Annotated in this window: 24 protein-coding genes and 1 pseudogene; 12 read left to right on the top strand and 13 right to left on the bottom strand. The window is 48.8% G+C overall.

Translation table 11 applies throughout. From position 1 onward, the window contains the following. Window positions 1-6: 6 nt before the first annotated feature. A complete protein-coding gene (locus tag EZJ49_RS04465; protein ID WP_262554711.1) occupies window positions 7-345 on the bottom strand; it encodes a P-II family nitrogen regulator in 339 nt (112 codons plus the stop codon). Between the two features lie 249 nt (window positions 346-594). Between EZJ49_RS04465 and EZJ49_RS04460 the strand changes: the two genes are divergently transcribed. From EZJ49_RS04460 to secA, 3 genes and pseudogenes are all read left to right on the top strand, one after another. Further along, window positions 595-1,197 (top strand): gamma-glutamylcyclotransferase, encoded by a 603-nt coding sequence (locus EZJ49_RS04460; RefSeq protein WP_262554709.1) that lies wholly within the window; start codon window positions 595-597, stop codon window positions 1,195-1,197. Next, on the top strand, window positions 1,190-1,672 hold the full coding sequence (locus EZJ49_RS04455; RefSeq protein ID WP_262554707.1) for a tRNA (cytidine(34)-2'-O)-methyltransferase: 483 nt from the start codon (window positions 1,190-1,192) through the stop codon (window positions 1,670-1,672). Before EZJ49_RS04460 ends, EZJ49_RS04455 begins: the two co-directional genes overlap by 8 nt. Window positions 1,673-1,802: 130 nt before the next feature. After that, window positions 1,803-4,106: pseudogene (gene secA / locus EZJ49_RS04450) on the top strand (preprotein translocase subunit SecA); the annotation flags it as partial. 246 nt (window positions 4,107-4,352) lie between these two features. On the opposite strand, the gene EZJ49_RS04445 reads toward secA, so the two are convergent. From EZJ49_RS04445 to EZJ49_RS04430, 4 genes are all read right to left on the bottom strand, one after another. Further along, the gene (locus EZJ49_RS04445; protein WP_262554704.1) at window positions 4,353-4,808 is read right to left on the bottom strand and encodes a hypothetical protein; all 456 of its coding nucleotides are present in this window, start codon (window positions 4,806-4,808) and stop codon (window positions 4,353-4,355) included. A gap of 204 nt (window positions 4,809-5,012) precedes the next feature. Further along, window positions 5,013-7,961: a proline dehydrogenase family protein gene (locus EZJ49_RS04440; protein ID WP_262554703.1), complete on the bottom strand. Its 2,949-nt coding sequence runs from the start codon at window positions 7,959-7,961 to the stop codon at window positions 5,013-5,015. A 110-nt stretch (window positions 7,962-8,071) separates the two neighbouring features. Next, entirely contained in the window at window positions 8,072-8,659 is a 588-nt protein-coding gene (locus EZJ49_RS04435; RefSeq protein ID WP_262554701.1) for a fumarylacetoacetate hydrolase family protein, read from the bottom strand. Continuing rightward, entirely contained in the window at window positions 8,656-9,147 is a 492-nt protein-coding gene (locus EZJ49_RS04430; RefSeq protein ID WP_262554700.1) for a phosphoglycerate mutase family protein, read from the bottom strand. Before EZJ49_RS04430 ends, EZJ49_RS04435 begins: the two co-directional genes overlap by 4 nt. 78 nt (window positions 9,148-9,225) lie before the next feature. Here EZJ49_RS04430 and EZJ49_RS04425 point away from each other — a divergent pair, with 78 nt between their 5' ends. Further along, window positions 9,226-10,125, top strand: a complete 900-nt coding sequence (locus EZJ49_RS04425; protein ID WP_262554698.1) for an Hsp33 family molecular chaperone HslO — start codon at window positions 9,226-9,228, stop codon at window positions 10,123-10,125. Here the strand turns inward: EZJ49_RS04425 and EZJ49_RS04420 are convergent. Continuing rightward, window positions 10,122-12,314, bottom strand: a complete 2,193-nt coding sequence (locus EZJ49_RS04420; protein ID WP_262554697.1) for a phospholipase D-like domain-containing protein — start codon at window positions 12,312-12,314, stop codon at window positions 10,122-10,124. The genes EZJ49_RS04425 and EZJ49_RS04420 overlap by 4 nt on opposite strands. A gap of 161 nt (window positions 12,315-12,475) precedes the next feature. Between EZJ49_RS04420 and EZJ49_RS04415 the strand changes: the two genes are divergently transcribed. Both EZJ49_RS04415 and EZJ49_RS04410 read left to right on the top strand, forming a co-directional pair. Then, a complete protein-coding gene (locus tag EZJ49_RS04415) occupies window positions 12,476-13,669 on the top strand; it encodes a sensor histidine kinase (protein WP_262554695.1) in 1,194 nt (397 codons plus the stop codon). A gap of 66 nt (window positions 13,670-13,735) precedes the next feature. Beyond that, window positions 13,736-14,335 (top strand): hypothetical protein, encoded by a 600-nt coding sequence (locus tag EZJ49_RS04410; protein ID WP_262554694.1) that lies wholly within the window; start codon window positions 13,736-13,738, stop codon window positions 14,333-14,335. Here the strand turns inward: EZJ49_RS04410 and EZJ49_RS04405 are convergent, their stop codons facing one another. Continuing rightward, window positions 14,336-15,238, bottom strand: a complete 903-nt coding sequence (locus EZJ49_RS04405; RefSeq protein WP_262554693.1) for a hypothetical protein — start codon at window positions 15,236-15,238, stop codon at window positions 14,336-14,338. Beyond that, window positions 15,238-15,666: a hypothetical protein gene (locus EZJ49_RS04400; RefSeq protein WP_262554692.1), complete on the bottom strand. Its 429-nt coding sequence runs from the start codon at window positions 15,664-15,666 to the stop codon at window positions 15,238-15,240. The genes EZJ49_RS04405 and EZJ49_RS04400 overlap by 1 nt, the downstream gene beginning before the upstream one ends. A 72-nt stretch (window positions 15,667-15,738) precedes the next feature. Here EZJ49_RS04400 and EZJ49_RS04395 point away from each other — a divergent pair, with 72 nt between their 5' ends. Next, entirely contained in the window at window positions 15,739-16,017 is a 279-nt protein-coding gene (locus EZJ49_RS04395) for a hypothetical protein (protein WP_262554690.1), read from the top strand. An 86-nt stretch (window positions 16,018-16,103) separates the two neighbouring features. Further along, entirely contained in the window at window positions 16,104-16,547 is a 444-nt protein-coding gene (bamE, locus tag EZJ49_RS04390; RefSeq protein WP_262554689.1) for an outer membrane protein assembly factor BamE, read from the top strand. Here bamE and EZJ49_RS04385 read toward each other — a convergent pair whose 3' ends face one another. The 5 genes from EZJ49_RS04385 to EZJ49_RS04365 all read right to left on the bottom strand — a co-directional run bounded on the left by EZJ49_RS04385 (window position 16,548) and on the right by EZJ49_RS04365 (window position 21,084). Further along, window positions 16,548-17,240, bottom strand: coding sequence for a hypothetical protein (locus tag EZJ49_RS04385; RefSeq protein WP_262554688.1), 693 nt, complete (start codon window positions 17,238-17,240; stop codon window positions 16,548-16,550). A gap of 1 nt (window position 17,241) precedes the next feature. Continuing rightward, window positions 17,242-17,886, bottom strand: a complete 645-nt coding sequence (locus tag EZJ49_RS04380; protein ID WP_262554686.1) for a matrixin family metalloprotease — start codon at window positions 17,884-17,886, stop codon at window positions 17,242-17,244. A 73-nt stretch (window positions 17,887-17,959) separates the two neighbouring features. Further along, on the bottom strand, window positions 17,960-18,484 hold the full coding sequence (locus tag EZJ49_RS04375) for a hypothetical protein (protein WP_262554684.1): 525 nt from the start codon (window positions 18,482-18,484) through the stop codon (window positions 17,960-17,962). Between the two features lie 65 nt (window positions 18,485-18,549). Continuing rightward, window positions 18,550-20,055, bottom strand: a complete 1,506-nt coding sequence (locus EZJ49_RS04370) for an acyl-CoA synthetase (RefSeq protein ID WP_262554683.1) — start codon at window positions 20,053-20,055, stop codon at window positions 18,550-18,552. Between the two features lie 21 nt (window positions 20,056-20,076). After that, on the bottom strand, window positions 20,077-21,084 hold the full coding sequence (locus EZJ49_RS04365) for a ketoacyl-ACP synthase III (RefSeq protein WP_262554681.1): 1,008 nt from the start codon (window positions 21,082-21,084) through the stop codon (window positions 20,077-20,079). 147 nt (window positions 21,085-21,231) lie between these two features. On the opposite strand from EZJ49_RS04365, the gene fabG reads away from it, so the two are divergent. The 4 genes from fabG (at window position 21,232) to EZJ49_RS04345 (ending at window position 24,472) form a co-directional block, all read left to right on the top strand. After that, window positions 21,232-21,981: a 3-oxoacyl-ACP reductase FabG gene (gene fabG / locus EZJ49_RS04360; RefSeq protein ID WP_262554679.1), complete on the top strand. Its 750-nt coding sequence runs from the start codon at window positions 21,232-21,234 to the stop codon at window positions 21,979-21,981. Window positions 21,982-22,012: 31 nt separating this feature from the next. Next, window positions 22,013-23,014, top strand: coding sequence for an alpha/beta fold hydrolase (locus tag EZJ49_RS04355; RefSeq protein WP_262554677.1), 1,002 nt, complete (start codon window positions 22,013-22,015; stop codon window positions 23,012-23,014). Continuing rightward, entirely contained in the window at window positions 23,011-23,790 is a 780-nt protein-coding gene (locus EZJ49_RS04350; protein WP_262554676.1) for an alpha/beta fold hydrolase, read from the top strand. The genes EZJ49_RS04355 and EZJ49_RS04350 overlap by 4 nt, the downstream gene beginning before the upstream one ends. Window positions 23,791-23,935: 145 nt before the next feature. Then, window positions 23,936-24,472 (top strand): c-type cytochrome, encoded by a 537-nt coding sequence (locus EZJ49_RS04345; RefSeq protein WP_262554674.1) that lies wholly within the window; start codon window positions 23,936-23,938, stop codon window positions 24,470-24,472. Window positions 24,473-24,502 lie beyond the last annotated feature (30 nt).

Here is a 24,502-nt window from a genome sequence, read left to right as displayed (position 1 = left end):
AAACTTTTAAAGTGCCTGCTCGTCCTTCTCACCGGTGCGGATGCGAAGGGCTGATTCCACAGGAATAACGAAGATTTTTCCGTCACCAATTTTTCCTGTGCGCGCTGTTTTCTGAATGGCTTCCACGGCACTGTCAACAAGTGCTGCGGGAAGAACCACTTCAATTTTTATTTTTGGGAGAAAATCGACGACGTATTCCGCGCCTTTGTAAACTTCAGTGCGGCCTTTTTGACGGCCAAAGCCCCGAACTTCTGAGACAGTGATCCCTTCAACGCCGACCTCAGCAAGAGCATCGACCACGTCATCCAGTTTGAAGGGTTTGATAATGGCCTCAATTTTTTTCATGTACTACTTTGCTCTGAAAAAGAAATCCTACATCAGATTTTTAAAAGGATAGCAAAGCATCCGAAGAATGCAAAAACTAGAAAGGTCATTTAATTTTTTTAATTTCTGCATAACGCATTCCAGTAAGTGTCACTCTTTGGAAAAAAAGAAAAAGCCTTAGGAATGCGGCTTGCGGGGCTATGTGGTTTTTGGTACACACGGGACCTCATTTTCGGAAAATCACTATTGTTGTCGTACTCGGGGGGGATAATGACTACAAATCGTTTTTTCGTTTACGGTTCTTTTTGCGAAGGCATGGTTCACTTCAGCAAGATCCAAAATTTCGTGGAATCTTCAGTATTTGCACGAGTTAAAGCCACAGCTTACCGCCTAAAAGTGGGCTTTCCGGCGCTGGTCAAAGGGGGCTCGGACCTGATTCCCGGGCAGATGATCGAACTTAAGGGTTCCGATCTATTGTTGAACCTGATGGACGAGTTCCACGGTTACAACCGCATGGACCCGGACAAGAGCCTTTACTCCAGAGAAGAAATTGATGTGCATCCAGAAGGTGCTTCCGAGTCGGTGAAAGCTTGGATTTACTTCCTGAATCCATTAAAACTTCCGGTGAATGCCGCTGTGATTGCAGGGGGAGACTGGAAACGTTCCATGCAGGAACAGCCCGCTTTGACCTCCAAGCTTAGCGACAAGCAGGTAACTTATATTCAAAGACTGGGACGTTCTTCTGGCCGCGAGATCGTTCCGATTGATCTGACGCTTTATCGTGAGCTGATGAATCTGGAGTTGATCGTCGATAAGGGTCGTCGATTGGCGCTGTCTAAACTGGGCCAAGAGGTTTACAGACACCTTGCCTAATACAGAAAAACTTTTCCGCATTGTTCTTATTGAGCCCGAGATTCCTCAGAATACGGGAAATATCGGGCGCACTTGTGTGGGTACTAACTGCGAGTTGCACATTGTGGGAAAAATGGGGTTCGAGATCAACGACACGAACCTGAAAAGAGCGGGGCTGGATTACTGGCCCCATCTGACCTGGTACCGCCACGAAACTTTTGAAGACTGGTGGAAATTGGTAGAAGATCCCAGCCGCATCTGGCTGTTCACGACAAAAACGCAGCGCACATACTTTGATCCTCAGTATCAGGCCGGGGACTGGCTTGTCTTTGGGAAGGAAACCAAAGGGCTGGACCCGGATTTTTTGATGAAGCATCCCAACCAGACAGTGACGATTCCAATGATTGGTGAAGGTGCACGCAGTCTGAATTTGGCCACCAGTGTGGCCATCGCAGCTTACGAGGGTCTTCGTCAGCTGAAGTATCCATTGCGATAGTTTAAGGCTTTGGTCGGGGTTTAACCTGACCAAGTCTTTAAAATTCCGAATGAAATCGCGTCAATGACGCATCCAGAAATTGCCCCCTTACCTTGCCGCTTGCGAGTATTTAGGTCTATCCTCATAGGCTATGGTTACACAAATTTTGACAAAAATGTTCGGAACGAAGCACGACCGTGAGATGAAAAAGATCCAGCCTACTGTGGATCGTATCAATGCCCTGGAACCTCAGATGGCAGCTCTTACGGATGATCAACTTAAAGCCAAAACTCCAGAGTTCCAGGAACGCCTGAAGAAGGGCGAAACGGTTAACGATATTCTGCCGGAAGCTTTTGCGGTCTGTCGTGAGGCCTCCAAACGTGTTTTGGGAATGCGCCACTACGATGTTCAGTTGATCGGTGGTTACGTTTTGAATCGTGGTAACATCGCAGAGATGAGAACGGGTGAAGGTAAAACCCTGGTGGCAACGCTGCCGGTTTATCTGAACGCTCTTACGGGTCGCGGTGTCCACGTTGTGACCGTGAATGACTATCTGGTTCGTCGTGACGCCGAACACATGGGTCGTCTGTATGGCTGGCTGGGTCTTACAACCGGTATCATCGTGCACGGTTTGAACGATCAACAGCGTAAAGAGATGTACGCTTGCGACATCACTTACTGCACCAACAATGAGCTGGGCTTCGACTACCTTCGTGACAACATGAAGTTTGATCTGAACGACTACGTTCAAAGACCTCATTACTACGCTATCGTGGATGAGTGCGACTCCATCCTGGTCGATGAAGCACGTACTCCGCTGATTATTTCCGGTCCTGCGGAATCTTCCACAGACAAATACTATGCTGTGAATGCCATCATTCCTCACCTGAAGCGTGATGTTCACTTCACGATGGAGGAAAAATCCAAAACGGCTTCTTTGACTGACGCTGGGAATGCGAAAGTGGAGGAACTGATGGGTCTTTCCAATCTTTACGATCCGCAAAACATCGAAATCCTTCACCACGTTTATCAGGGTTTGAAGGCTCACTATCTATACCGTCTTGATGTGGAATACATGATCAAGGATGGCGAAATCGTGATCGTCGATGAATTCACAGGCCGTTTGATGCCGGGCCGTCGCTGGAGCGATGGTTTGCACCAGGCGATCGAAGCCAAAGAAGGCGTTGAAGTGAAGTCTGAAAATCAGACTTTGGCAACGATCACCTTCCAGAACTATTTCCGTATGTATGAAAAGCTGTCTGGTATGACCGGTACTGCGGATACAGAAGCGGTGGAGTTCCAAAAGATCTATGAACTTGGTGTGAATGTGATTCCAACCAACCGCCCGATCATGCGTAAGGATCAGGAGGACGTGGTTTATAAGTCTGAGCTTGCGAAGTTCAAGGCGATCACAGCCGACGTGAAAGAACGTATTGCCAAAGGTCAGCCCATTTTGGTGGGTACTGAATCCATCGAAAAATCAGAGGCTTTGAGTAATTTCCTGCGTAAAGAAGGTGTTAAACACGAAGTTCTGAATGCGAAACACCACGAACGTGAAGCGGAAATCATCGCTCAGGCAGGTCGTAAAGGTGCTGTGACTATTGCTACAAATATGGCAGGTCGTGGTACGGATATCATGCTGGGTGGTAATGCCGAGATGCTGGCAAAAGCTCAGGTTGGGAATGACGATTCTCCAGAGTATCTGGAAGCAGTTCAGAAGCTGAAGCCGCAAGTTGAGGCGGAACGTGCGGAAGTTCGTTCTTTGGGTGGTTTGTATATCATCGGTACTGAACGCCATGAGTCCCGCCGTATCGACAACCAGTTGCGTGGTCGTGCCGGTCGTCAAGGGGACCCGGGTGAATCCAGATTCTATCTGTCGTTGGAAGATAAACTGATGCGCATCTTTAACGGGGAGCGTATCCAGAAGATCATGGAAATGCTGAACATCCCTGAAGATGAACCGATCACGGCAAAAATGGTGACCAACGCCATCGAAGGTGCGCAACGTAAGGTTGAAGGACACAACTTCGATATTCGTAAGAATCTGATGGAATACGATTCCGTGATGAACGCACAAAGAAATGCGATCTATGGAATGCGCCGTAAGGTTCTGGAAGGTCAGGAGATCGAAAGAACCACTTTGGACTGGTTGGGTGATGTTGTTTCCACACTTCTGGATACCTACATTCCTGAAAACGGGAAAAAAGAGGAATGGAGTCTTGAGGGTCTGAACAACGCTTTGGCACAAACATTTGGTTTCAAAGTTGATTTCAGCACCATGTCTGTAAATACCGACACTGTAACTGAGGCTGTTAAAGCCGGTGTGAAAGAGGTTTGGGATCGTCAGAAAAACTCCATGGGTCCGTTCTTTGAACAAGTTCAGAAAATGATTCTGCTTCAAAGCATCGACAATCACTGGAAGAACCATCTGTATGTGATCGATTCGATCCGGGAATGGAGCTCTTGTGAATTGATGACGATTCCTCAGGCGGACACCACTTACTATGATGTTTACATCATCTGGCCGTTCAGCATGAGTGGTCCCTATTCGAGTATCACTCAAGGGGATCTGAACTTCGGCTATCGGGATAGTGAAAAAGACGGAACGACAGAGGAAAAAAGACCGGACTCTGTGACGAGTCCGGATTTCAAAAGGCATGCACTTTAAAAGAGTGAAGCCAGCATCAACACTGGCGTTGTCTTATTGACCCAGGATTTCGAAGTAATACGGATCATAGCTTTCCACCAGCAGGCGTTCGCTTTCCGGCAGCTTGCCTTCGTTCAGGCTTCTTAGAACATCCTGAATCAGTGTGATGTCCATGATGTAGGCCTTGCTATTGAAAAGCATTCCGCCGACAGATTTTCGCCCCCAAGGTGGGAAGAATACAGGATAACATTTCAGATCTTCAGCCACGGTGTTCACAAAATCGCCCACCGTGATGCCGGGAACCATGGCGGTCGCGGCAATCAGGGTGATCTGGTCAGACGACAAGGCCTCGCAATAAAGACGTTTACCGACCAGGCCGCGATGATCGTTGGTCACTTGCAGAACCTTGTTGGTCTGAGCTACGAAGGACTCGATAAACTCGTGAGGGGTGACGGCAGACGCCGATGCCGTGGCGACAAAAAGACTTAGAAAAAGAACCAGTGCTTTCATAGACCTTCCGGAAATAGGGGAATGATGGATTTGTATGGCCGGGGAGATTGCAGTTATCGCGCCAACCATGCTTGAACTGAGAGGCAGATGAGGCCCAAGGCCGTGAAGTCTTTGCAGAACGCCCCTTTGGAACAGGGAAAAAGAACAATAAAAAAGCCCTCAGCTTTTGACTGAGGGCTTGTGGAATTTCCTGGAAAGGAAGGTCTATTCTTCTGTCGGAGCAAAACCGCGACGAAGTGTATTTTCAGTCACACAGGCGGGTTCCATGTACTGTTTCAAGTAATCAGGGCCACCGGTTTTAGAACCGATACCAGACATTTTAAAGCCGCCAAATGGATGACGGTCCACCATCGCGCCCGTGATTCCTCGATTGACGTAAAGGTTTCCAACTTCCAATTCGTCTTTCACACGCGCGATATTCGCAGGACTTCTGGAGAACACACCACCCGTCAGAGCGTACTCTGTACTGTTGGCAATATCCAAAGCCTGATCCAGATTTTTCGCACGAACGACAGCCACAACCGGACCGAAGATTTCAGCTTGAGCCAGTTTTGCATCACCAGCCACGTCACCAAAGATTGTCGGAGGAACGAAGTAACCGCCGCCCGGGACAGAGCCCTTGAACAGAAGTTTGTGGTTTTTCTCGGCATCAGCAATGGTGCCCAGAATACGGTCGTAAGCTTCCTTATCCACAACCGGACCCATGTACGCCTTTGGATTTTCAGCAGCGTGGATTTCGATGGATTTGGCAGACTCTACCAGACGGTCCACGAAACGTTCGTAAACTTCATCCAGCACAATCACGCGGCTGGCCGCTGAACATTTCTGACCACTGAAACCAAACGCAGAATAAAGTACACCATCAACCGCTTCATCCAGATCAGCATCGTTGTCGATAATGACAGCATTTTTTCCGCCCATTTCGATGATGCAGCGTTTGACATGTTGCTGGCCCGGCTGAACCACAGCGGCACGGTTCATAATGTGCAAACCGACGGCTTTGGAACCTGTGAAGGCGATTGTTGTCGTGTACTTGTGGTTCACGATGTGTTCACCGACCTCTTCACCGAAGCCCGGAAGGAAGTTAATCACACCTTGTGGGAAACCGGCTTCCTGAATCATCTTCATCAGGCCCCAGGCAACCACAGAGGATTGTTCGGCAGGCTTCATCACCACGGTGTTACCGGCAACAGCGGCTGCCGTCACCATGCCAGCTAGAATTGCCAGCGGGAAATTCCAAGGCGCAATCACCGCAGTTACACCGCGGGATTTGTAGATGTACTGGGACACTTCGCCCGGAAGGCCGCCCACACGCAGTGGCTTTTGCAGATCGCGCATGTGACGAGCATAGTAACGGCAGAAGTCGATGGCTTCACCAATGTCGCCATCAGCTTCGGCCCACGGTTTACCCACTTCCAGAACTTGAGTTGCGATCAGTTTGAAACGATCGCGAGTCATAATGTCGGCCAGCTTATCGACCAGAGCCGCACGTTGTTCGCAAGGCACGTTCTTCCACGTCTTGTAAGCGGTTTGCGCGGCTTGCATGGCCTGTTCAGCCTGCTCTGTGGTGGCCATCTGAATCTTGCCAACAATCTGGTCGGATTGAGACGGGTTCACACGGTCAAAGATCTTGCCGGACTGAAGCTCTTTGTTGTTGATGACGATGTTGACGTTCACCGGCAAAGAGGCTTTGGCTTCGTTCAGGGCTTTTTGCATTTTTTCACGATCTGTTTTAATCGCGAAGTCCAAAAGTGGTTCGTTATAGAACTTGCCCGGTTTTTTCTGAATGGTCGCGGATGTCGGAGTCAACCCCTGAGCCGGATCTTTCAAAAGTTCCGCCATGGATTTGTTATCAGCAAACTTGCCACGCAACCAGGATTCGTTGGACGTGTTTTCCAGAAGACGGCGCACCAGATAAGCCATGCCCGGGATCAGCTCACCCACCGGAGCGTATTCACGCATGCGGTAGCCCATGTCCACGATGGTTTTTTTGATGGGTTCGGCCATTCCGTAAAGCATTTGGAACTCCAAAGCCTCTTTCGGGATGTTCAGTTTTTCTGCGTAAAGCATGCACGCTGCCAAAGTTCTGACGTTGTGGGAGGCAAAAGCAGGGCGGATGGATTTGATATTTTCCAGCAGGTACTTCGCGCACTGTTCATAGTTCGCGTCAGATTCCGCTTTGTTGGTGTAAACCGGAATCGGCCAGCCACGCTGTTCGGCTTCGATGGTTTCGTAATCCCAGTAAGCACCTTTAACCAGACGAACCCAGAATGGAGTGCCGCGCTTTTGTGCAAAGTCTGTCAGGGATTTGACGTCTTCAAAGGAATCACGCAGGTAAGCCTGAATCACGATACCGAAGAATTTATAATTTTTGAACTCAGGTTCGTTGATCAGTTCGGTGAACACTTCCAATGTCAGATGTTTGACAGAGTACTGTTCCATATCCAGATTGACGAACACGCCTTTTTCCATACCCAGACGGAATACAGGGCGCAGACGGTCTTTCAGGATTTTTTTGGATTCATCCCAAGCCGCATCTTTGATCTGGGAATAAAGCGCCGTCATTTTCACGGACACGTTTACTTTGGGTAAAGCGCCTTCGTGATCGCGGTCGATCTGCGGAACTTCGTCCCACTTCTCAGCGTCTTTAGCCAGCCAGCTAATCAGCTCCATGTATTTGTTATTATAGTCCTGTGCTTCTTTTTCAGAAAGCGTCGCCTCACCTAAAATATCCACGGTGAAGGTCATTTTGTTTTTGCGCGCTTTTTTCAGAACTGGCAGTGCCTCATCCGGGCTTTCGCCAGTGATGAACATTTTTGCCATACCCATGACATTTTTTTTGATTGCTCCCGCCATCAGGCCCGGCGCCAAAGAACCCAAACCAAGACCGACGTTGAACACCGGAGGCAGAGAGCCGCCATCTTCAGAGAAGTATTCTTTCAAGTGGCGCGCGACTTCGTCACCCGAGTTGATGGAAGGAAGCACGTCCACAAAGCGGAACATGTTGGTTTTGAATTTTTCGTTTTTCATACTCCATTCCATGATGGAGCCATACCAGAAATCTTTGGAGAAGATGGAAGCCTTGGACTGGCTTTCCATGCGTTTAAGGATCTCTTCGCCACGGGAGACAATTTGCGACTGAATGTCGTTCATATGTTTTTTACCTCAATAATAGAGGGCCGCATATTCTCTCCGCAAAATCAAAAATTCAAGAGTTTAGTGTTCCGGGAATGAGGCCGGGAACGCCCTCTTGACGCGAATGGCTAGCGGACGATCCAGGTGTGTTTGGTTTTACCGGTGATCTCGGCTTCCAAAATGTCGCCGGAACGAATAGGACCGACTCCGGCAGGGGTTCCGGTCAGCAGCAGATCCCCCGGAACCACCGGGAAGTGCTGGCGGACGAAATCAATCAGCTTTTCATAGCCAAAAATCATATGGGCCGTGTTGCCTTTTTGACGGATCTCGCCGTTGATTTTTAGAATTATTTCAAGGTTTTTCAGCTCTTCCAAGTCGCCGACAGCAAAGAAGCTGGAAAGCGGACAGGACTGCTTAAAACTTTTCGCCAAAGTCCAAGGGTGGCCTTTGGATTTAAGTTGGTTTTGTTTGTTTCGCTCGGTCAGATCCAGGGCAATGCAAGCTTCATCGATTTGCAGGTTTTCATCAAACTGCAATGCCAGCTCCACCTCGTGATGGATTTCACCGGCCCATTCTGGAAGGTGAATTTCTTTCGCGGCCAGTGTTGCAGAACTGCCGGCTTTCAAAAACAACATCGGTTCAGCGGGAACATCATTCCCCAATTCTTTGGCGTGATCGGCATAGTTGCGGCCTACGGCCCAGATATTCTGAATCATAGCTGAATCCTTTTTAGCTCGATAAATTCAAAAACTCCGTCGGCATTGACGTGAAAACCGACATGCTGCGCGGGACTCCAGTGGGAAAACTCATAATCAGACAGGTCTTTATCGGCCGGAGCCACGGCCATGGCTTCCACCACCCAGTCATAGTGGGAGCACATAAAAATCACGGCTTCTTTTTGAGTCGCGGCGTTTTCCAGCGTTTTGCCAATGCGATGGCGGAATTCGGTCACGGTTTCATCGGATTTCTGTTCCAATAGGGCGTCCTGAATCACGAGCGGAAGTCCAAAATGCTGGGACATCGGGCGAAATGTGCTATGCGTGCGTTTTTTCGGGGAAACCCACAGTTCTGTGGGACGCGGCAGTTCCTCTTTAAGCACCTTGTCGAGTAGTTTGGAAGCTTGAGCATGTCCCTCGGCGGTCAGATCGGGATCTCCGGAAAAATCCATGGCTTTTTGGGCGTGTCTAAAGACGTAGATCTTCATGGGAATAGGCTCTCTTCACTTGAAAAAATGGGGCTGCTTTGTTAGCTTTCATTTTTCCACAAAGTCCGGGAGTTTGTCATGAGTAAAGAACGGGTTCATCGCTTCGTATCCAAAGATCTCACTTTGCGTATTGCCGCAGTCAATGCCACAGAGGTTGTTCGACACATGCAAAACCTGCAGAATACCTATCCTTTGGCCACAGTGGCCGTGGGGCGCAGCATGGTCGGGGCTCTTTTGATGGCAGCTCAGCTTAAGGACGATCAAATGGTCGGTCTGCTTTTCCGTGGCAACGGTCCTTTGGGAAGTATCTATGCCGAAGCTTCTTACAATGGTCATGTGCGTGGATACACAGCCAACCCTCAGTATCAGCCTGCCAATTACGATAATGGCTTGAGTTTGAAAGAAGCTATCGGTATCGGGCTGCTGAGTGTTGCTCGACATCAGCCGTTCCAAAAACAACCATTCCAGGGAACAGTGGAGCTGGTCAGTGGTGAAATCGGGCAGGACATTGCCCATTACCTTCATCAGTCACATCAGATTCGTTCTTTGGTTTCTCTGGGTGTTTATCTGGATACTTATGGCAAGGTGCAATCTGCCGGAGGCGTGCTGATTGAAGTGATGCCGGGCGTGGATGAAGCGCTGGTGGAAAAAATCCAGAAAAATTACGACGACAAAAAACCAAACATTTCCAAAATGCTTTTGGACGGGGCTTCCGCCGAAGATCTGATCAAACCGTTTCTGGATGGCATTGCCTACGAGGAACTGGAACACGATCATCCGGTGGAATACTTCTGCCCGTGCACGAAGGACCGCGTGATGCGTGCGCTGGAGCTTCTTTCCAATGAAGATCTGGAGGACATGATCGAAAAGCAGGAACCAGTGCACGTGACCTGTCAGGTGTGCGGTCGTCCCTACGACGTTTCAATTCCGGAAGTGAAGGCGTTGAAAGAAAAGCTTTACAAAAGCTCCCTGCACTAGAAGTACGAGTCGGCCCAGTCGATCAGGGTGGAGTTGATCCAACCCACCTTTTCTGAAGCGGTGATACGGCGGCCCTTGCTGATATAGTCCAGGGCTTCCTTACGCATTTCCATGGCTGTTTTTGCATGCAGAATCAAAACACCGCTTTCCGTATCATGGATAAAGCTGCGCCGGTTCATATTCACGCTGCTGATAAAGCTTAGTTTTTTGTCTATCACCAGAATCTTGGCGTGCATGATCGAATTATTCTGGGTCCATTCATAGATCTCGACATCTTTCAGATGGCGATTGATGCCCTGTTTGTTCACGTCCTCGGCAATTCTGGGAGTCCCATCACCGGCCAGATGAATACGTGTGATGATTTTAACTTTGACCCCGCGCTGAACGGCTCGGTCCAGTGCCGCACTGATCGCCACAGACGGGCGGAAGTACGGAGTGGTCAGCAGCAGTTCGCTTTGCGCGGAATCAAACATGTCGATATAGAACTTTTCCAATTGATAGCCGTCGAAGTAAGGCATCGAGGTGATGTGACGGACCAGCGGCGTTGAATCGGGCAGCGTGCGCAGACGAGTCACCTGAGCCATGGAGGCTTCTTTCGGAACATTGACGTTGGTCGAACGATAGCGCTGTGATTCCGGATCACGCATCCAGAAGGCCAGCATCTGAGCCATCACGGATTTCACGAAGGAATAACCACGAATTTCGATTTCAAAATCGTCGTAATAAATATAGTCTTCTTCACCGTCACCGTAGTTTTTCAGGAACTTATAGGCCTTGTAAAATGGTGTATCGCTGAAGATGTAAGAATCGCGAATGTTGCGTCCTCCGGTGATCAGGAAGCTGGCTTTGGGATCACTGGAAGAATGACCAATAATCAGCTTCGTATGATTCACACGGTGGAACTTGTCCAGCCAGCCGCCGTTATTTTGGTCCGACAGCGTGTATTTGTAATACTGCACCTTGATATTAGGAAGCCCCTGTTGCAGACGCTCGATAATCGCCTTGTCCTTGCGGGTCATGGTGACTTCCGGAACCAGAATGCGAATCTGTGTGCCTTGTTGAGCATGATAGCGAAGAGCGCTGGATAGCACCATCCCATAGAAGTCAGCAGAGAAATTCAAAGAGGAAACCCAGATAATGTCAAACTTCGGCGCTTTGGAAAAATCCAGTTCCGCCATCGGGTTTTTATTATTGAAATCCTTGCGCTTAAGTGGAGATCCAGTCAGAGACAGGATCTTTTGATTCATGGACGTGTAAGGATCACGCAGGTTCACCAGTTTATCGAAGGTCTGAGGACAGGTGGTGTAGTTAAAATCCTGGGTCCAGAAGAAAGCCGCCGGATCTTTGCCGAAGCTTCCCTGCGGACGGGCACAGATATCAATCTGGTTGGTCAGCTTGATCCACTCATGGGAAACTCTGCCGATGTCCACCAGTTGTAAACCGTTGGTCCATGTTTTGGAATTCTCAGGATCGCGGAAATAGAATTTGCAATAGTTCACACGCGGCGCGAACTTCACGCGGACACGCTGGCCGTTTTCCTGATTGTAGTACCAGTTAAATTCGTAAACCTGACTGCGGGTTTCACCGGAAAAAATCCATTTTCCCGGATGAATGATGTCGCCATCACATTCCAGACGGGCTTTTAGATATTTCTTTTCATTTTCACGGCGATCATGGCGGAAGTGCGCGCTGACCGGCAGGTCATTTTCAAAGCGCAATGTATAGCTTTGATAGAAGTTGTGTTCGATCGGGAAAGAGCCCTGCGGATTTCCCAGTTTGAAATCGTCCATGGATTTGATGGTGATGATTTCCTCTTTGTCGAACAGACGGGGACGGAAGGAGGCTTCAAACCACGGACCGATACCGGACCATTCACGCAGAAAAAGTTTTGAGGAAAGTTGATTGATTTCCTGACTTCGTTCCGTCAGCAAAGACTCGACGTGCGGCCAGCTTTCGCTGGTGGGGCTCAGCTTGCGATCGAATTTGGCATTCTGCTGGCCTTTTTGGAAAAGCTCCTGATTGTATTCCCAGTCCTTGTTCCAATAGTGGGAAAGCTCGACATCAATTTCCTGGATACGATTGGCGCGTTCATCATCGTACATGATAGAGCTCGGAGCGCGTTGCGGTCCGGTACATGCTGCAAATAGACTGACGGTGGCAACAAGGCCCCCCACCCATAGTAACTTCATATCTACTAAAACGGTTTAGCCTGCTGAAAAGTTAACGATTTTGCCCGAGAAAAATCAAAAAAGTAATGAGGACCACAGACGTCTCCTGTCAACTTCATAGACACCCGGAAACTGTTCAGGGGCCCGGGCAGGGCGGTTCGGGGTTTGCTTGAACTTTGGGTATGGGTAATACAAAAGTGTCGTCTCAAAATGGGATTTCGGGAAAATGGCTTACGGTCTTTGTGCTGGTAAGTCTGGCCGTGGCTGTTTTGAGTTTTACTTTTGAAGTCCAGCGCGCCCGCAGCTCGGTTCAGCAGTATGTCGGCATCTGGGAGGATGACATTGCCCGGGCAAAACTGTTTCAGGGTGACCCTGGTTTGCAGAATAAAATCCTGAGCCAGCTTAAAGAAGTCCACACTGCGGTGGTAAAAAGCGAAGTGCAGAAGCCTGAATCCCTGCAATGTCTGTTTTCAACGCAAGTGCCGATCACATTGAACTCTTTGCCTGCGGGAAGTATTGCTGTGTGTTTCGGAACATCCGAGCTGGCAGTGAAGGCTGTGACCTCGCCATTATTTATGCTGGGTCTGGTGTTGGGGTTGGTGTTCCTTGGTTGGTCTTATCGTCGTGAATTTATGGCCCGCTTGCATGAACAAAAACTGGAGTCCGAACTGGCACTGTCTCGGGAAATTTCTGAAATCTCCCGTCAGGTGGCCCATGATATTCGCGGACCTTTGATGGCCCTGACGACCCTAAGTCAGCTTTCACATGAAATGAGCTCAGAGAAAAAAGAACTCTTCGACCATGCCGTATCCCGTATCAAAGGTATCGCCGAAGACCTGTTAAGCCGCAGTCGTAAGTCAGTTTCGCCAGAGTCTGCCGTAACAGTTGCCAAGCAGCAGGATTTGACGGCTTTGCTGGAATCACTTTTAAAAGAATATCGCTTTTCCAATCCGCAAGTGGACTTCACATGGCACAAGCACATTCATTCCGCATCAGTGAAAGTTCTGCTGGATTCAGTGAAACTGCAAAGGGTTGTCAGTAATCTGTTAAACAACTCCTTGGAGGCTCTGCCGGAAAAGGAGGCCTCGATTAATATGACCTTGATGGAACGTCAGGATCATTGGTTGCTGCAAATTATGGATAATGGTTGCGGTATTCCGGAAGAGGTTTTGCCGCAGTTGACACAGGAAGGGGTCAGTTACGGAAAAGAAAAAGGCAATGGACTGGGCTTGTATGATGCCAAAAAATCCTTGGAAGCCGTGGGCGGGGATTTGCAAATTCGTTCCCGGGTGGGGGTTGGCACCCAGGTTATTTTAAGTATTCCCAAAGCTCCTGAATCTGCGCTTGACCCTGATCTGGGGGCTGCTCATTCTTAATCCATGCATAAGACATGGAAATATCTGGCTGTAAAAAATGAACAGGAATTAAAAGATCCGACGCGCTTGCAGAAGCTGGCGCGCCACCGGGGCACGCCGGGCTGGTTGCTAATTGGGGTTTTTTCCGTCTGTGCTTTGGCCAGTCTGCTGGTCAGTGGGTTCTTTATTTATCTGGTACGAAAAGATGAAATGCCCCTGTGGTCGGGTTCTGGATCTGCGGTGATGATGTTGATTATGGCAGCGGCTTTTGTTTTTGCGGCACGGGTGTTTCATCGCGCCCGCAAGACGGATGTTTTACGCAATTTTTTGCTGCATCCTGAAGACTTTGTTTTTGTGCCGGGAACCTTGAAGGATTTTTCTTATGTCGCCGGGGATAATCGCAAGCTGTCGCGATATCATGTGCAGGGCGAGGCGCAGGGCCCTGGTGGGGAGTCACTGTTCGTGAGCGAATTTTTTGATTCTTACATCTGGCCTTTTACAACCAAAGCGCAGGATCAGCAGCTGCGTAAAGGGGATGATTGGTATGATATGAAAGGCAAGCGAGCGACCTTGCCGGTGCCCGCCCATTTTCTGTGTCCGGCCATGAATCCCGAAATAGCCATTCTTGTCGGAATAGATCACGATCTTATTTCTGAGGCGTTAAAGCGCAACCGGATGAAGCTGTAGTTATTGATCCAGTTCTATACCCAAAACATTTTCGATGGTTTTTTCGTAAATGTCTTTTTTGTGAATTTTTCCGGGGACCACTTCTTTGCGGCGAATGGTTCCGGCGGATTCAGGGAAGGCCACGAACAGATCTTTTTCTTTTCCTTCACTGGTCAGATCAAATTTAAATTCCAGCTCCTTGCAGGACGCCAGCAGTGACACTGATCCGGTAAATGTTTTTGCCGGTGTGATTTGCAATTCGCTGATATTTAAAGTGGTGATTTTAATTTTCAGATCATTTTCACGCGGATTTTCGATATTTTCAATCGCACAGGGAAAGGTCAGCAAAACGGGGCTTTGAGCTCTGGCATGCGCTACCGCCATAAAGTCCGGAGCCGTCGGCGCCGAGGACAGTTGCATGCTGCTGACCACCAGTCCCCACGGATTTTCCAGCGTGCGCTCGGTGTTGCTTAGACGGATCTGAGTTTTTATGTACAGATCATTTTTCTGGGCATTTTCAGTGATACGCAGATGCAGTTGTGCTTGATAGGAGCCATCAGGTAGCTGTTTTAGGCCCAGCAGACGGCCTGCCTGTGATAGATTTTTTTGCTGAACCTTTTCGCGCAGGCGGCTGACTTCGCGGATACGTTCTTCGCTGAGTTTTGGCGACATCAAAAAAGCCAAAGAGGTTTGCGACTGCCAGAAGTTGTTGGAGTCGTAGTTGAAATAGCGCTCCAGATACTGGCGCAGGAAAGTCATTTTTTCCATTTCACCCAGTTGCATGTTTTGCAGGGACTCTTTGCCGGCATCCATGGTGATGGCCACAACGCGGGGATTGTTTTTAAGCTGCCAGTACAAGTAAGTGACACTTCCGGCCCAAACAAGGCTGCCTGCCAGCAAAATCACCAAAACACGCGTTTTCATTATTCAGCCTTGTCCAGAGGAAGGATCTCGATCATCTGATCGCGGTGGTATTTTTTATTCGGGCCTTCATCCACCCACTGATCGATTTTGTAGAGTTTGATTTTGGCCTTGCCGCTTTGGAAGTACTTCTTATCCGCTTTACCCGTGGTTTCTTTTAGCAAAGTTGCCGGACCGTTCTGGAAGAAATCCAGCTGTGCTTTCATCTTTTCTGTTTCCAGGCGCATGACTTCCATGTCTTTTTCATCACTGAAGTAAAAGTTCGCGGCCACCGCAGAAACCACACCAATAATACCGCCCCAGTACATGGCGTGAAGCTCGGGGCGTTCATCCTCGGGCGCTGTGGCTGCGCCGATCACAGCGCCCACACCGATACCGATGCCCGTGGCCGCAAAACGACTTTTTTGGTTGGTGGCACATGCCGAAAGCAAGAAGCAGACTCCAAGAAGCAAAGACATTGATTTCATATAATCAATGCTAAGTTTAAAACCGGCTTCAGGCAAATGCTACTTCATGAGATGTTGCTAAAGTATCGTTACCCGGAAAAAGGGGTGGCGGCCAAAAGGGAATATGAGCGCATTGATTTGAAGTCCATTGAAGAAATGGAAAATCAGATGAGCCTGGGATCCTCTGTGAAAAGAACATTGAAAAAGGTGCGCAGCCAGTACAGCACACCCGAGGAAAGACAAAAGCACAATGCCGCTGAAGCTCACGGCGAGGCTGGCAAAGCAACGACAATACCGGCACCCGGCCTTGTGGATCCTGTCATTTTGAAAAAATAATTTTCCGCGCATCAAAATGAGACAAAAGAAAGTTGCTCACTTTGAGAGATCGGTGGAAGCTGATACCTTAGAAGAGTGGGGGAAGTATGCTCCGATATTTCGCTATTCCATTGATTTCGCTGAGCTTGCTGACGACAGCCTGCCAGACATCCATGCTAAAGCAGTTTAACGAAATCACTCCGGGAATGGAAAAAGATGACGTTCTGAATCTGATGGGAAGCCCCACCCGCACCCAGCGCTTTCATGGCAAAGACCGCTGGACCTATGTTTTTTATGACAAACGCATCCGTTTTGAAAAAGAAGTGCAATTCTTTGAAGGTAATGCTGTGTATATCGGCGACACCTGGCAGCCAGCGGCCGACCGCACTGCTATAGCCATGGATACGCGCAATGATCAAAAGAATCGTGAGATTGATGAGATGCTGGCCCGTGAGGTTGAAAGTCATCGCAAGGCTTACGAGGACTATGAAAAGAAGGCCAAAGGGGAAGACAAGGTCCGCTATGTGCCGACCTTTGAGCCTGTCCGTTAGTTAATCTGCAGCAGGGAGCACTAAGGGTTCTCCCAATACCGAAATCACTTCATAACCACTGATTTCCAAAGTGTCAGACGCGTCCTGACCGTAGAACTTCACGCCTGTCCATGTCCATTCCTGAGGCCATTCATCCACAACATTACGGAAATAAATCTTACCTGCTTCGCGAATGCCCGGAGCTGAAGTCGTGAATTCAAACTGGCTGACCGGGCTTTGGAAAATCTGTTGAAAGGGAATCGGGAATGCGGCGATATGATTTTGATCTTCGCTGACGGTGCAGGGAACTCGCACAACCATTTTGGGAATTTCCCCGGAAATTGCAATACCTTCAGCTGCAAAATACAAATCCAAAGTGGGATAGCGGTCGCAGACAAATACGCGTGACCCCGCGGGACTTTTCATCAGGAACAAACCCAGTTTGATGCCCGGGCCACTTGCAAAAGAATCCAGTTCGACGTTTTTAAGGACCTGATATTTGAAGGCTTTGCGGAACTCTTCCGGAGAGGCTTCGGAAAGATCAAAGTTATCGCTTTGGCTGCCCACAGTGCTAAGGCCTCCGTCAGAGGCGATATTTCTTTTTGGCAAAAACTTTTTGTCCAGAACATGCAGAGCAAACGGAAGAGCGGCCATCAGCAAAATCAGGCTTAGCATTCGGGACATCTTTTGTAGGGGCGTCCGGTTTTTCTTCATACTAGTACTCGCACTTTATAGTCGTGCGGTCCGCATCCGTGAGAGTGTCACGAACGGAACCGCCGTTTAATACAGCCCACATTACACTGGGAACGGTGCTGCGGTGTTTGAGACCCAGCACGTGACCCAATTCATGCACCAGCAAACTTTCCAGATGCACGTCTTTGACAGTTGTTGGGGTCGTTCCTGTGAAGTAGCTGAAGTATTCATTGTTGATTGCGACGTCAGCTTCGTAAAGCTTGTTGGTTTTCCAGTAAAGGGATGTCAGTCCCTGATAGTTGACGTTTTTATTGGGCCAGGTCTGATGCCAGTGAATTGTATTTTTACTGTCCTTGGTGGCGGCATCAGGCAAAGGGTCGCTGGTGTGCTCGAAATAAAAAAGAGTCATCCCGGCTGCTTCGTTCCAGTGGGCGGCAGCTTGGTTCAGGGCTTCTTCATATTGTGCGGGAAAGTCTTTGTGAAGTTTCAGGCGGACAGGGATGTTTCCCTTCCAGGAAACGCGTTGGCCGTAAGAGTTTTGCACAAAACCGCAGTCATTTTCTGCGGCACTGGCTAAAAGATCCTCGTCGCCGGGCCCAAGTGTAGGCCCTTTCTGGCATGAGCACAGAGCTAGCAATGTCAGAGGCAAAACGAGAAATTTCAACATACTTGTCAGTTTACACGAGATTCCTTCGGACATCCTGACAAGTATTGATTACTCGACCTTTGACGAGCTGCTTTTAGTTATAGAATTTGGCGATGTCGTCGGTATTACGGATAAAGGTTTTGAAGTCCGGTGAAACAAAGGAAGATTCGTGGATCTTACCTTCTGGGCAGCCTCTGAGTGTGGATTCGTTTTCACCATCCCACTTGCAGGCACCCACGTACCAAGCCTTTTCGCTGTAATCAATTTTGTAAGCAACCAGTGTGTTGGAACGGAAGATCGCCACAACTTCTTCCAGAACAGTTTGACCGTCAGAGTGAAGGTCGCCCTGAAGAACTGTGTCCATCCAGATGTAGGATTGTTTGTGTGCAATTTGGTTCAATTTTTTGAACTGCACTTCAGAAAGAAAGATGGAGCGAACGCCGTCTTGATAGATGGACATTTCACGATAAGGCTTTACGCATTCAGCAACACCGCAAACTTCTTTGTATTCTTGAATCAAATCATAGAATTTGTCGGCGCCCACGAATTGCTTGTCAGCAAAGGCGTTCAGAGAAATCAAACTTGTGGCTGCAAGCAGGCTTAATACAAACTTTTTCATAGTACAATCTCCGGTTCGAGGAGTTTGTATAACCCTAGTAACGGCCGTTGTATAACTTAAAATGCTTATGTGTGGTCGCCAGCAGATGCCGCAAGCTGGCGTTTCAGAATTTTTCCGCTATCGCCTTTCGGAAGGGCGGCTAGAAACACGAAATGCTTGGGAATTTTGAATTTTGCCAGATTCTTGGCGCAGTGGTTAAGAAGTTCATCTGCGGTCAAATCGGATGTTTGACGCACGATAAAGGCCTTACCCACCTCGCCCCATTTGTTGTCAGGAACGCCGATGACAGCGGCTTCCATGACGGATGGATGCGATCTTAGGATTTGTTCGACTTCCGGGGGATACACATTTTCCCCGCCGGAAATGAACATGTCCTTTTTGCGTCCGACCACATAGAAATAGCCTTCTTCATCGCGACGAACCAGATCGCCGGTGTGAAGCCAGCCATCCTTGATGGTTTCCTGAGTGGCCTTTTCATTTTTCCAATAGCCCTGCATAATCATCGGCCCGCGCAGAACCAGTTCACCCACTTGATTGCTGCCCAGTTCGCTGCCGTCGTTATCAACCACTTTGGCGTCGATATAAAAATTCGGAAAACCGATGGATCCTATTTTGCGAAGAGCATCCTCTTCATTCAGGGAAAACACATTTGGCCCAAATTCGGTCAGGCCGTAGCCCTGACGAATCGGAACCCCCTTTTTATCCCAGGTCTTAATAAGTTCCAGCGGCATGGGTTCACCGCCGACAATGGCATAACGAATGCGGCTAAGATCAGTGGACGAAAAGCGCGGGGACTGCGCCATCATATCCATGGTGGTTGGCACACCAAACAAGAGTGTCGCCTTCTGTTCTTCGCTAAGGCGCAGAATCTGATCGGCATCAAACTTTTTCAGGAAGACCACTTTGGCTCCGCGATGAATGAACGGAGTCGTTAACACATTCCAGCCGCCAGTGTGGAAGAATGGCAGGAAGATCACCGTACAGTCAGTTTGCGAAATATTCAGACGCAAGGTGGTGTTGATGGAATTCCAGAACAGCATCCGGTACGTCAGCACAGCCCCTTTGGGATTGCCGGTTGTGCCGGAAGTGTAAAGGATCATAACGGGATCATTTTCAACAGGAGTAAAAACGACTTCCGCAGGGTCGTGCGTGGCTTCCAGTGCAGAGGCAAAACTGTTTGCCCCTTGCAGGAAAAGTTTTTGCGGAACTTCGTCGCTGGAAAGTCCCTCCAGCAGCGAATTTAAATTTTCCTGAAGAACTACGAGCTTCGGGGCAGAGTCAGTCAGAATGTGACGAACTTCCCTTTGAGTCAGGCGGAAATTGATTGGCACCATGATGGCGCCCAGTCGTTGCAAGGCAAAAAACAGGAACACATATTCCAGTTCATTCGTGGCCAGCACGGCGACGCGGTCGCCTTTGCCAATTTGGAATTGCTGTTTAAAAAGTCTGGCCCCTTTGTTTGCAAGTTCAAACAAGCGAGCATAGGAAAATTCACGCCCGGTATCGCCATCTTGAATGGCAATATTTTGCGGTGAATACAGATTCCATCTTTTCAGCCAATCCAGTTCCATGTGTCCCTCTTGTTTAGACGACTAAGTGTCGTATCCCCACTCCAAGGCCAAGGCCGCCATACTCATACCACCGCCTGAACCCAACATAAAGACCAAGTCGCCTTTTTTCATTTTCTTTTGGTAAGCCGCATCCGCCACCGCCATGCCGATGGAGGCTGATCCGGTATAACCATAGCGATCCATGACGTAATGGGCGCGTTCACGAGGCAGGGACAATTGATCCATGGTTTCGTAAATGCTCTGCACATTGAACTGTGTGATGAAGAAATGCTGAATGTCAGAAGGATTCTTTTTAATGCGATCCAGGATCTGATGAGTCAGGCGTGGCCAGTGAATCCCGTTGGTTTCAGGTGGGATGCGTTTTGGGAAAGCCAGCAGGTGACCTTTGTTTTCAATGACTTGATGACTGACGGGTTGAGCGGTGCCTCCGGCATAGATTCCCATATAGTCGTGATACTGACCATCGGTGTACATCTGGCTGTCGATAAAGCCCGAACTGTCTTTGGATGGTTGCAGAACCACGGCCCCTGCGCCATCGGCAAATAGAGAAGCAATTTTGTAGTCGTCAAAGTTCAGATACTTGCTCATGCCATAGGCGCCGACGACCAGGATGTTTTTGTACTTGCTGTCAGCGGCAATGTATTTAGAGGCAATGTCACAGCCAACCACAAACCCGGCGCACGCCGTGTTGATGTCATAAGTTCCTGCATTCACCGCACCCAGACGATACGCCACCACCGAGGCGGTGGAGGGAGAAAGATAGTCAGGTGTATCGGTCGAAACAATAATAAGATCCAAATCTTTGGCTGTGATGCCGGCAACCTTCATGGCTTCTTCCGCAGCGGGTAGAATCAGGTCAGAAGTGCGCTGTTCAGGGTTCATCCAGCGACGTTCGCGGATATTCCTTTGTTCACTTAAGAAAGTTCCGATGTCCTTTTTGTAAAGATCATTAAAGTATTGATTGGTAACCACGCGTTCAGGCGCGTACATACCGGTTCCTACAATGGTCGCTTTTCTTGTCGTGTTCATTGTTTATTCCTTTGCGATTTCGCTTATCTACAAATCAGTTTTGCGACTTTGGCAAGAAAACTTTTTTAGAGCTTTAACTCTATACTCCGAGCGAAAAAGTGCTTTTTCCTTTGACGGGAGGGGGGAGATTCGGGGTACTCGTGACGTATGAACAATATTACTTTTGATTTCAAAAATAAAAATGCAGTTGTTACTGGTGGTGCTTCCGGCATCGGTTTTCAAATCACTCGCAGCTTTCTTGAAGCTGGTGGAAATGTTTCCATCTGGGACTATTCCGAGCAGGCACTGCAAAATGTGAAGGCTGAACTTTCCCAATATTCAGCGCAACTTCATCTGGCGCAAGTGGATGTTGGCAATCGTGATTCTGTAGCCAAGGCCGCAGCATCTTTGCCATGGGCTGTGGATATTCTTGTGAACAATGCCGGTATCACGCGCGATAAATCTTTCGCCAAGATGATGCCGGAAGACTGGGACGCCGTGATCTCTACAAATCTGACGGGTTTGTTCAATGTCACAAAGACTTTGTTGGAAAAATTTAATCCGCAATCCGCACACAAGCGCATTATCAGCATTTCTTCTGTGGTGGGTTTGTATGGCAACTTTGGTCAGACCAATTACGCTGCGGCGAAAGCGGGTGTTATCGGGATGGCTAAAACCTGGGGGAAAGAATTGGGTCGCAAGGGCTTTACATCCAATGCGATTGCTCCGGGCTTTATTGCAACGGCGATGACCAAAGCGATGCCCAAAGAAGTTCTGGAGGGCATGGCAGCGAAAGTTCCGGTGACCCGTCTGGGTGAGGTGGAAGATATTGCAAATGCGTGTTTGTTCCTTGCCAGTGAGCAGGCCAGCTATATCAATGGCACTGTTCTAAGTGTTGACGGCGGTATTGTTCTGTAATCATTAAAAACTTTTTGAAGGAGTGACTTCGATGAGATCTCTGTTCTTGGCTTTGTTTGTCTTGGTATCAGGTTTCTTTGTGTCCTGGGAATCTTTGGCGAATGCTGAAGCGGTGAAGGGATTTGTGCAAATCACTCCGCAAAAAGAGCTTTTTGTGGATTATGTGCCTGCGAAAGAAAAGCAGCCCACGGTTATTTTGGTGAATGGTCTGACCTACAGCACCCGTCAATGGGATCGCTTTGTTGACGTCCTGGTGGCCAGAGGTGTGGGTGTTCTTCGTTATGACCCGATCGGACAGGGGCAGACTTTGTTGAAGTATGCACCGATGGTGGCGCCCGTTCCCGTTCAGGATCAGGTGCAGGATCTGAAAGTCCTTCTTGAGAAAATGAAATTAAAAGGTCCATTTAATATTGCTGGACTGTCTTATGGCGGTGGTGTGGCTGCGGGCTTCACCGCCGCTTATCCATCTCTGGTGAAAAATCTGATCATGATGGCGCCGTTCACGCGTCCATTGGAAGGTCAGGATCGCTGGATCAAATCCCAAATCTGGGCGACTCGTCAGATTTTCCCGTACAACAAAATGACGGATGATGAGCTGTACGATCACTATTTGCATCAGATCATTTATGCAACTTATCCGCAGGCAGAGCCTGTGGTTCTGGAAAATCCTTTCAAGCTTGAAGCCACTTTCCGTCTGGTGCAGGGAATTCGTAAATTCCGTCCGGTGGATTTGACCAACATGATCCCGGCCAGGTCATTGCATTTGATGGTGGCTCGTCAGGATCAGTATATCGAAACCAGTGTGCTGGATGAATACTGGGATGCGGTTCCGGCGGCGGCGCGCGCCAGTCGTTTGTATATTAATGGTTCTGAACACAAAATGGTTGAAGCGGTTCCGTATTTCACGGCCTCCTGGGTTTATGAAATCCTGACAGGTAATAAGCTTCTTTCTTTCGGTCGTGATTTCGAGGGCTATCCATTCCGCGGCGAAGCTCGCAGTGGTCAGGATCAGGTGACGGTGGGTCGCGAATGATTCACCACGAGGTTGTTTCCGGCGTTGTTCCTGAAAATGTCTTTTTTATTCACGGCAATCTGGCCTCCAATCGCTGGTGGTATCCGGCAGAGGAAGTTTGGAAAAAGCAGGCGGCTGGAAAAACTTTGCCGGGATCTTTGATTTATGGTGAGTTTCGCGGTTGTGGGAAAAGCACGGCTCCGCAAAGCAGTGATGAAGTGGATCTGCACTTGTTTGCCGAGGATTTCATCGCGTTGCTAAAATCTTTGGGCTCGGGGCCTTATCATGTCGTTGGACATTCCACCGGGGGACTAATTGCGGCATTGATGTTGGCAAAAGAGCCCACCTTGTTCCGCAAGGCGGTATTGCTGGACCCTGTCGGAGCACAAGGTGTGATGTTTGATTCCTCCATGATCAGCGCTTTTGAAAAGATGAAGTTGGACAAGGATCTGACGGCGGCGGTTATCGGCTCCACGATTCATAATAATAATCCGGACAGTGATTTCTTCCGTCAGGTGGTGGTGGAGGATGCCTTCAAGGCGGTGAAGTCCGTGGGTCACTGGGTGCTTGAGGCCCTTGATGGGCTTGATGTTCGGGGTGATTTAAGGTCCGTGCGCAACGAAGTTCTGGTTCTGCATGGGGAACATGACAAGCTTCTTCCTGAGGGTGATTCTCAGGCGCTGGCGGGCCTGTTTATGAACGGCAAGTTCGCGCAAATTCCAGGTCAGGGGCATTGTCCAAACATCGAAAATCCCGAGAAGTTTGTGAACATCACTCAGAGTTACCTGTTTTCTTAAAGGCACACTCTTTTGCGGCGCATAATATCATCTAGTCCGGGGCGGCTTAATAGGTTGCCCATCGGTCTGTTTTCGGTTAGTTATCGTTTAATACATTACAATACTGTGACAAAACTACTTTGCGTCCCCTAGGGAGTGCCAACCTATGTCTGAAGCTAGAGATGAATATAATCGTAGTGGTCTGCTGGCGTTTGCCTTTTCAATGGTATTCGTCTGTGCGTTCTTCGTTTACATCGTCGTGATCAATAAAGGTGTTGATCTGGGCGAAAACGTTGTAGATCCAAATGCACCTGTTGTTGAGGGTGCGGTTCCTGTTTTCGACATCACGAAAGTACAAGAGCCATGGGTTTCCACTCCTGAAATGGTTGCTTACGGTAAGAAGTTCTTCGCAACCAACTGTGCTATGTGCCACGGTAACGAAGGTAAAGGCGACGGTGCTGCGGGTGCTGGTTTGAATCCGAAGCCTCGTGACTTGGTTGCTGGTAAGTGGACTCAAGGTGAAGGCGTTATCGCTCACTATAAAGTTCTGCAAAATGGTATCAAGGGCTCGTCCATGGCGGCGTATGCTCACTTCAAACCAGCTGACCGCTGGGCTGTGATCCATTTCATCGATTCTATCACTGAAAACAAATCTAAAGACGATCCTGCTAAAGTTGCTGAGTTTGCAAAAACAGCACAATAATTAAGGATTTATTCATGCTTGCCGGTGAGC

It is taken from the genome of Bdellovibrio bacteriovorus (assembly GCF_025558485.1).
Lineage (GTDB): Bacteria > Bdellovibrionota > Bdellovibrionia > Bdellovibrionales > Bdellovibrionaceae > Bdellovibrio > Bdellovibrio bacteriovorus_G.
This window is presented reverse-complemented; position numbering and strand designations above follow the sequence as displayed.

Bases quoted from the DNA above. Each gene is read 5' to 3' on its own strand.
- EZJ49_RS04370 (WP_262554683.1), bottom strand. From the start codon at position 20,055: ATGGAACTGGATTGGCTGAAAAGATGGAATCTGTATTCACCGCAAAAT.
- EZJ49_RS04375 (WP_262554684.1), bottom strand. From the start codon at position 18,484: ATGAAAAAGTTTGTATTAAGCCTGCTTGCAGCCACAAGTTTGATTTCT.
- EZJ49_RS04365 (WP_262554681.1), bottom strand. From the start codon at position 21,084: ATGAACACGACAAGAAAAGCGACCATTGTAGGAACCGGTATGTACGCG.
- EZJ49_RS04395 (WP_262554690.1), top strand. From the start codon at position 15,739: ATGCTACTTCATGAGATGTTGCTAAAGTATCGTTACCCGGAAAAAGGG.
- fabG (WP_262554679.1), top strand. From the start codon at position 21,232: ATGAACAATATTACTTTTGATTTCAAAAATAAAAATGCAGTTGTTACT.
- EZJ49_RS04345 (WP_262554674.1), top strand. From the start codon at position 23,936: ATGTCTGAAGCTAGAGATGAATATAATCGTAGTGGTCTGCTGGCGTTT.
- EZJ49_RS04380 (WP_262554686.1), bottom strand. From the start codon at position 17,886: ATGTTGAAATTTCTCGTTTTGCCTCTGACATTGCTAGCTCTGTGCTCA.
- EZJ49_RS04420 (WP_262554697.1), bottom strand. From the start codon at position 12,314: ATGAAGTTACTATGGGTGGGGGGCCTTGTTGCCACCGTCAGTCTATTT.
- EZJ49_RS04465 (WP_262554711.1), bottom strand. From the start codon at position 345: ATGAAAAAAATTGAGGCCATTATCAAACCCTTCAAACTGGATGACGTG.
- EZJ49_RS04460 (WP_262554709.1), top strand. From the start codon at position 595: ATGACTACAAATCGTTTTTTCGTTTACGGTTCTTTTTGCGAAGGCATG.
- EZJ49_RS04440 (WP_262554703.1), bottom strand. From the start codon at position 7,961: ATGAACGACATTCAGTCGCAAATTGTCTCCCGTGGCGAAGAGATCCTT.
- EZJ49_RS04385 (WP_262554688.1), bottom strand. From the start codon at position 17,240: ATGAAGAAAAACCGGACGCCCCTACAAAAGATGTCCCGAATGCTAAGC.
- EZJ49_RS04430 (WP_262554700.1), bottom strand. From the start codon at position 9,147: ATGAAGATCTACGTCTTTAGACACGCCCAAAAAGCCATGGATTTTTCC.
- EZJ49_RS04445 (WP_262554704.1), bottom strand. From the start codon at position 4,808: ATGAAAGCACTGGTTCTTTTTCTAAGTCTTTTTGTCGCCACGGCATCG.
- bamE (WP_262554689.1), top strand. From the start codon at position 16,104: ATGCTCCGATATTTCGCTATTCCATTGATTTCGCTGAGCTTGCTGACG.
- EZJ49_RS04405 (WP_262554693.1), bottom strand. From the start codon at position 15,238: ATGAAAACGCGTGTTTTGGTGATTTTGCTGGCAGGCAGCCTTGTTTGG.
- EZJ49_RS04350 (WP_262554676.1), top strand. From the start codon at position 23,011: ATGATTCACCACGAGGTTGTTTCCGGCGTTGTTCCTGAAAATGTCTTT.
- EZJ49_RS04355 (WP_262554677.1), top strand. From the start codon at position 22,013: ATGAGATCTCTGTTCTTGGCTTTGTTTGTCTTGGTATCAGGTTTCTTT.
- EZJ49_RS04435 (WP_262554701.1), bottom strand. From the start codon at position 8,659: ATGATTCAGAATATCTGGGCCGTAGGCCGCAACTATGCCGATCACGCC.
- EZJ49_RS04415 (WP_262554695.1), top strand. From the start codon at position 12,476: ATGGGTAATACAAAAGTGTCGTCTCAAAATGGGATTTCGGGAAAATGG.
- EZJ49_RS04425 (WP_262554698.1), top strand. From the start codon at position 9,226: ATGAGTAAAGAACGGGTTCATCGCTTCGTATCCAAAGATCTCACTTTG.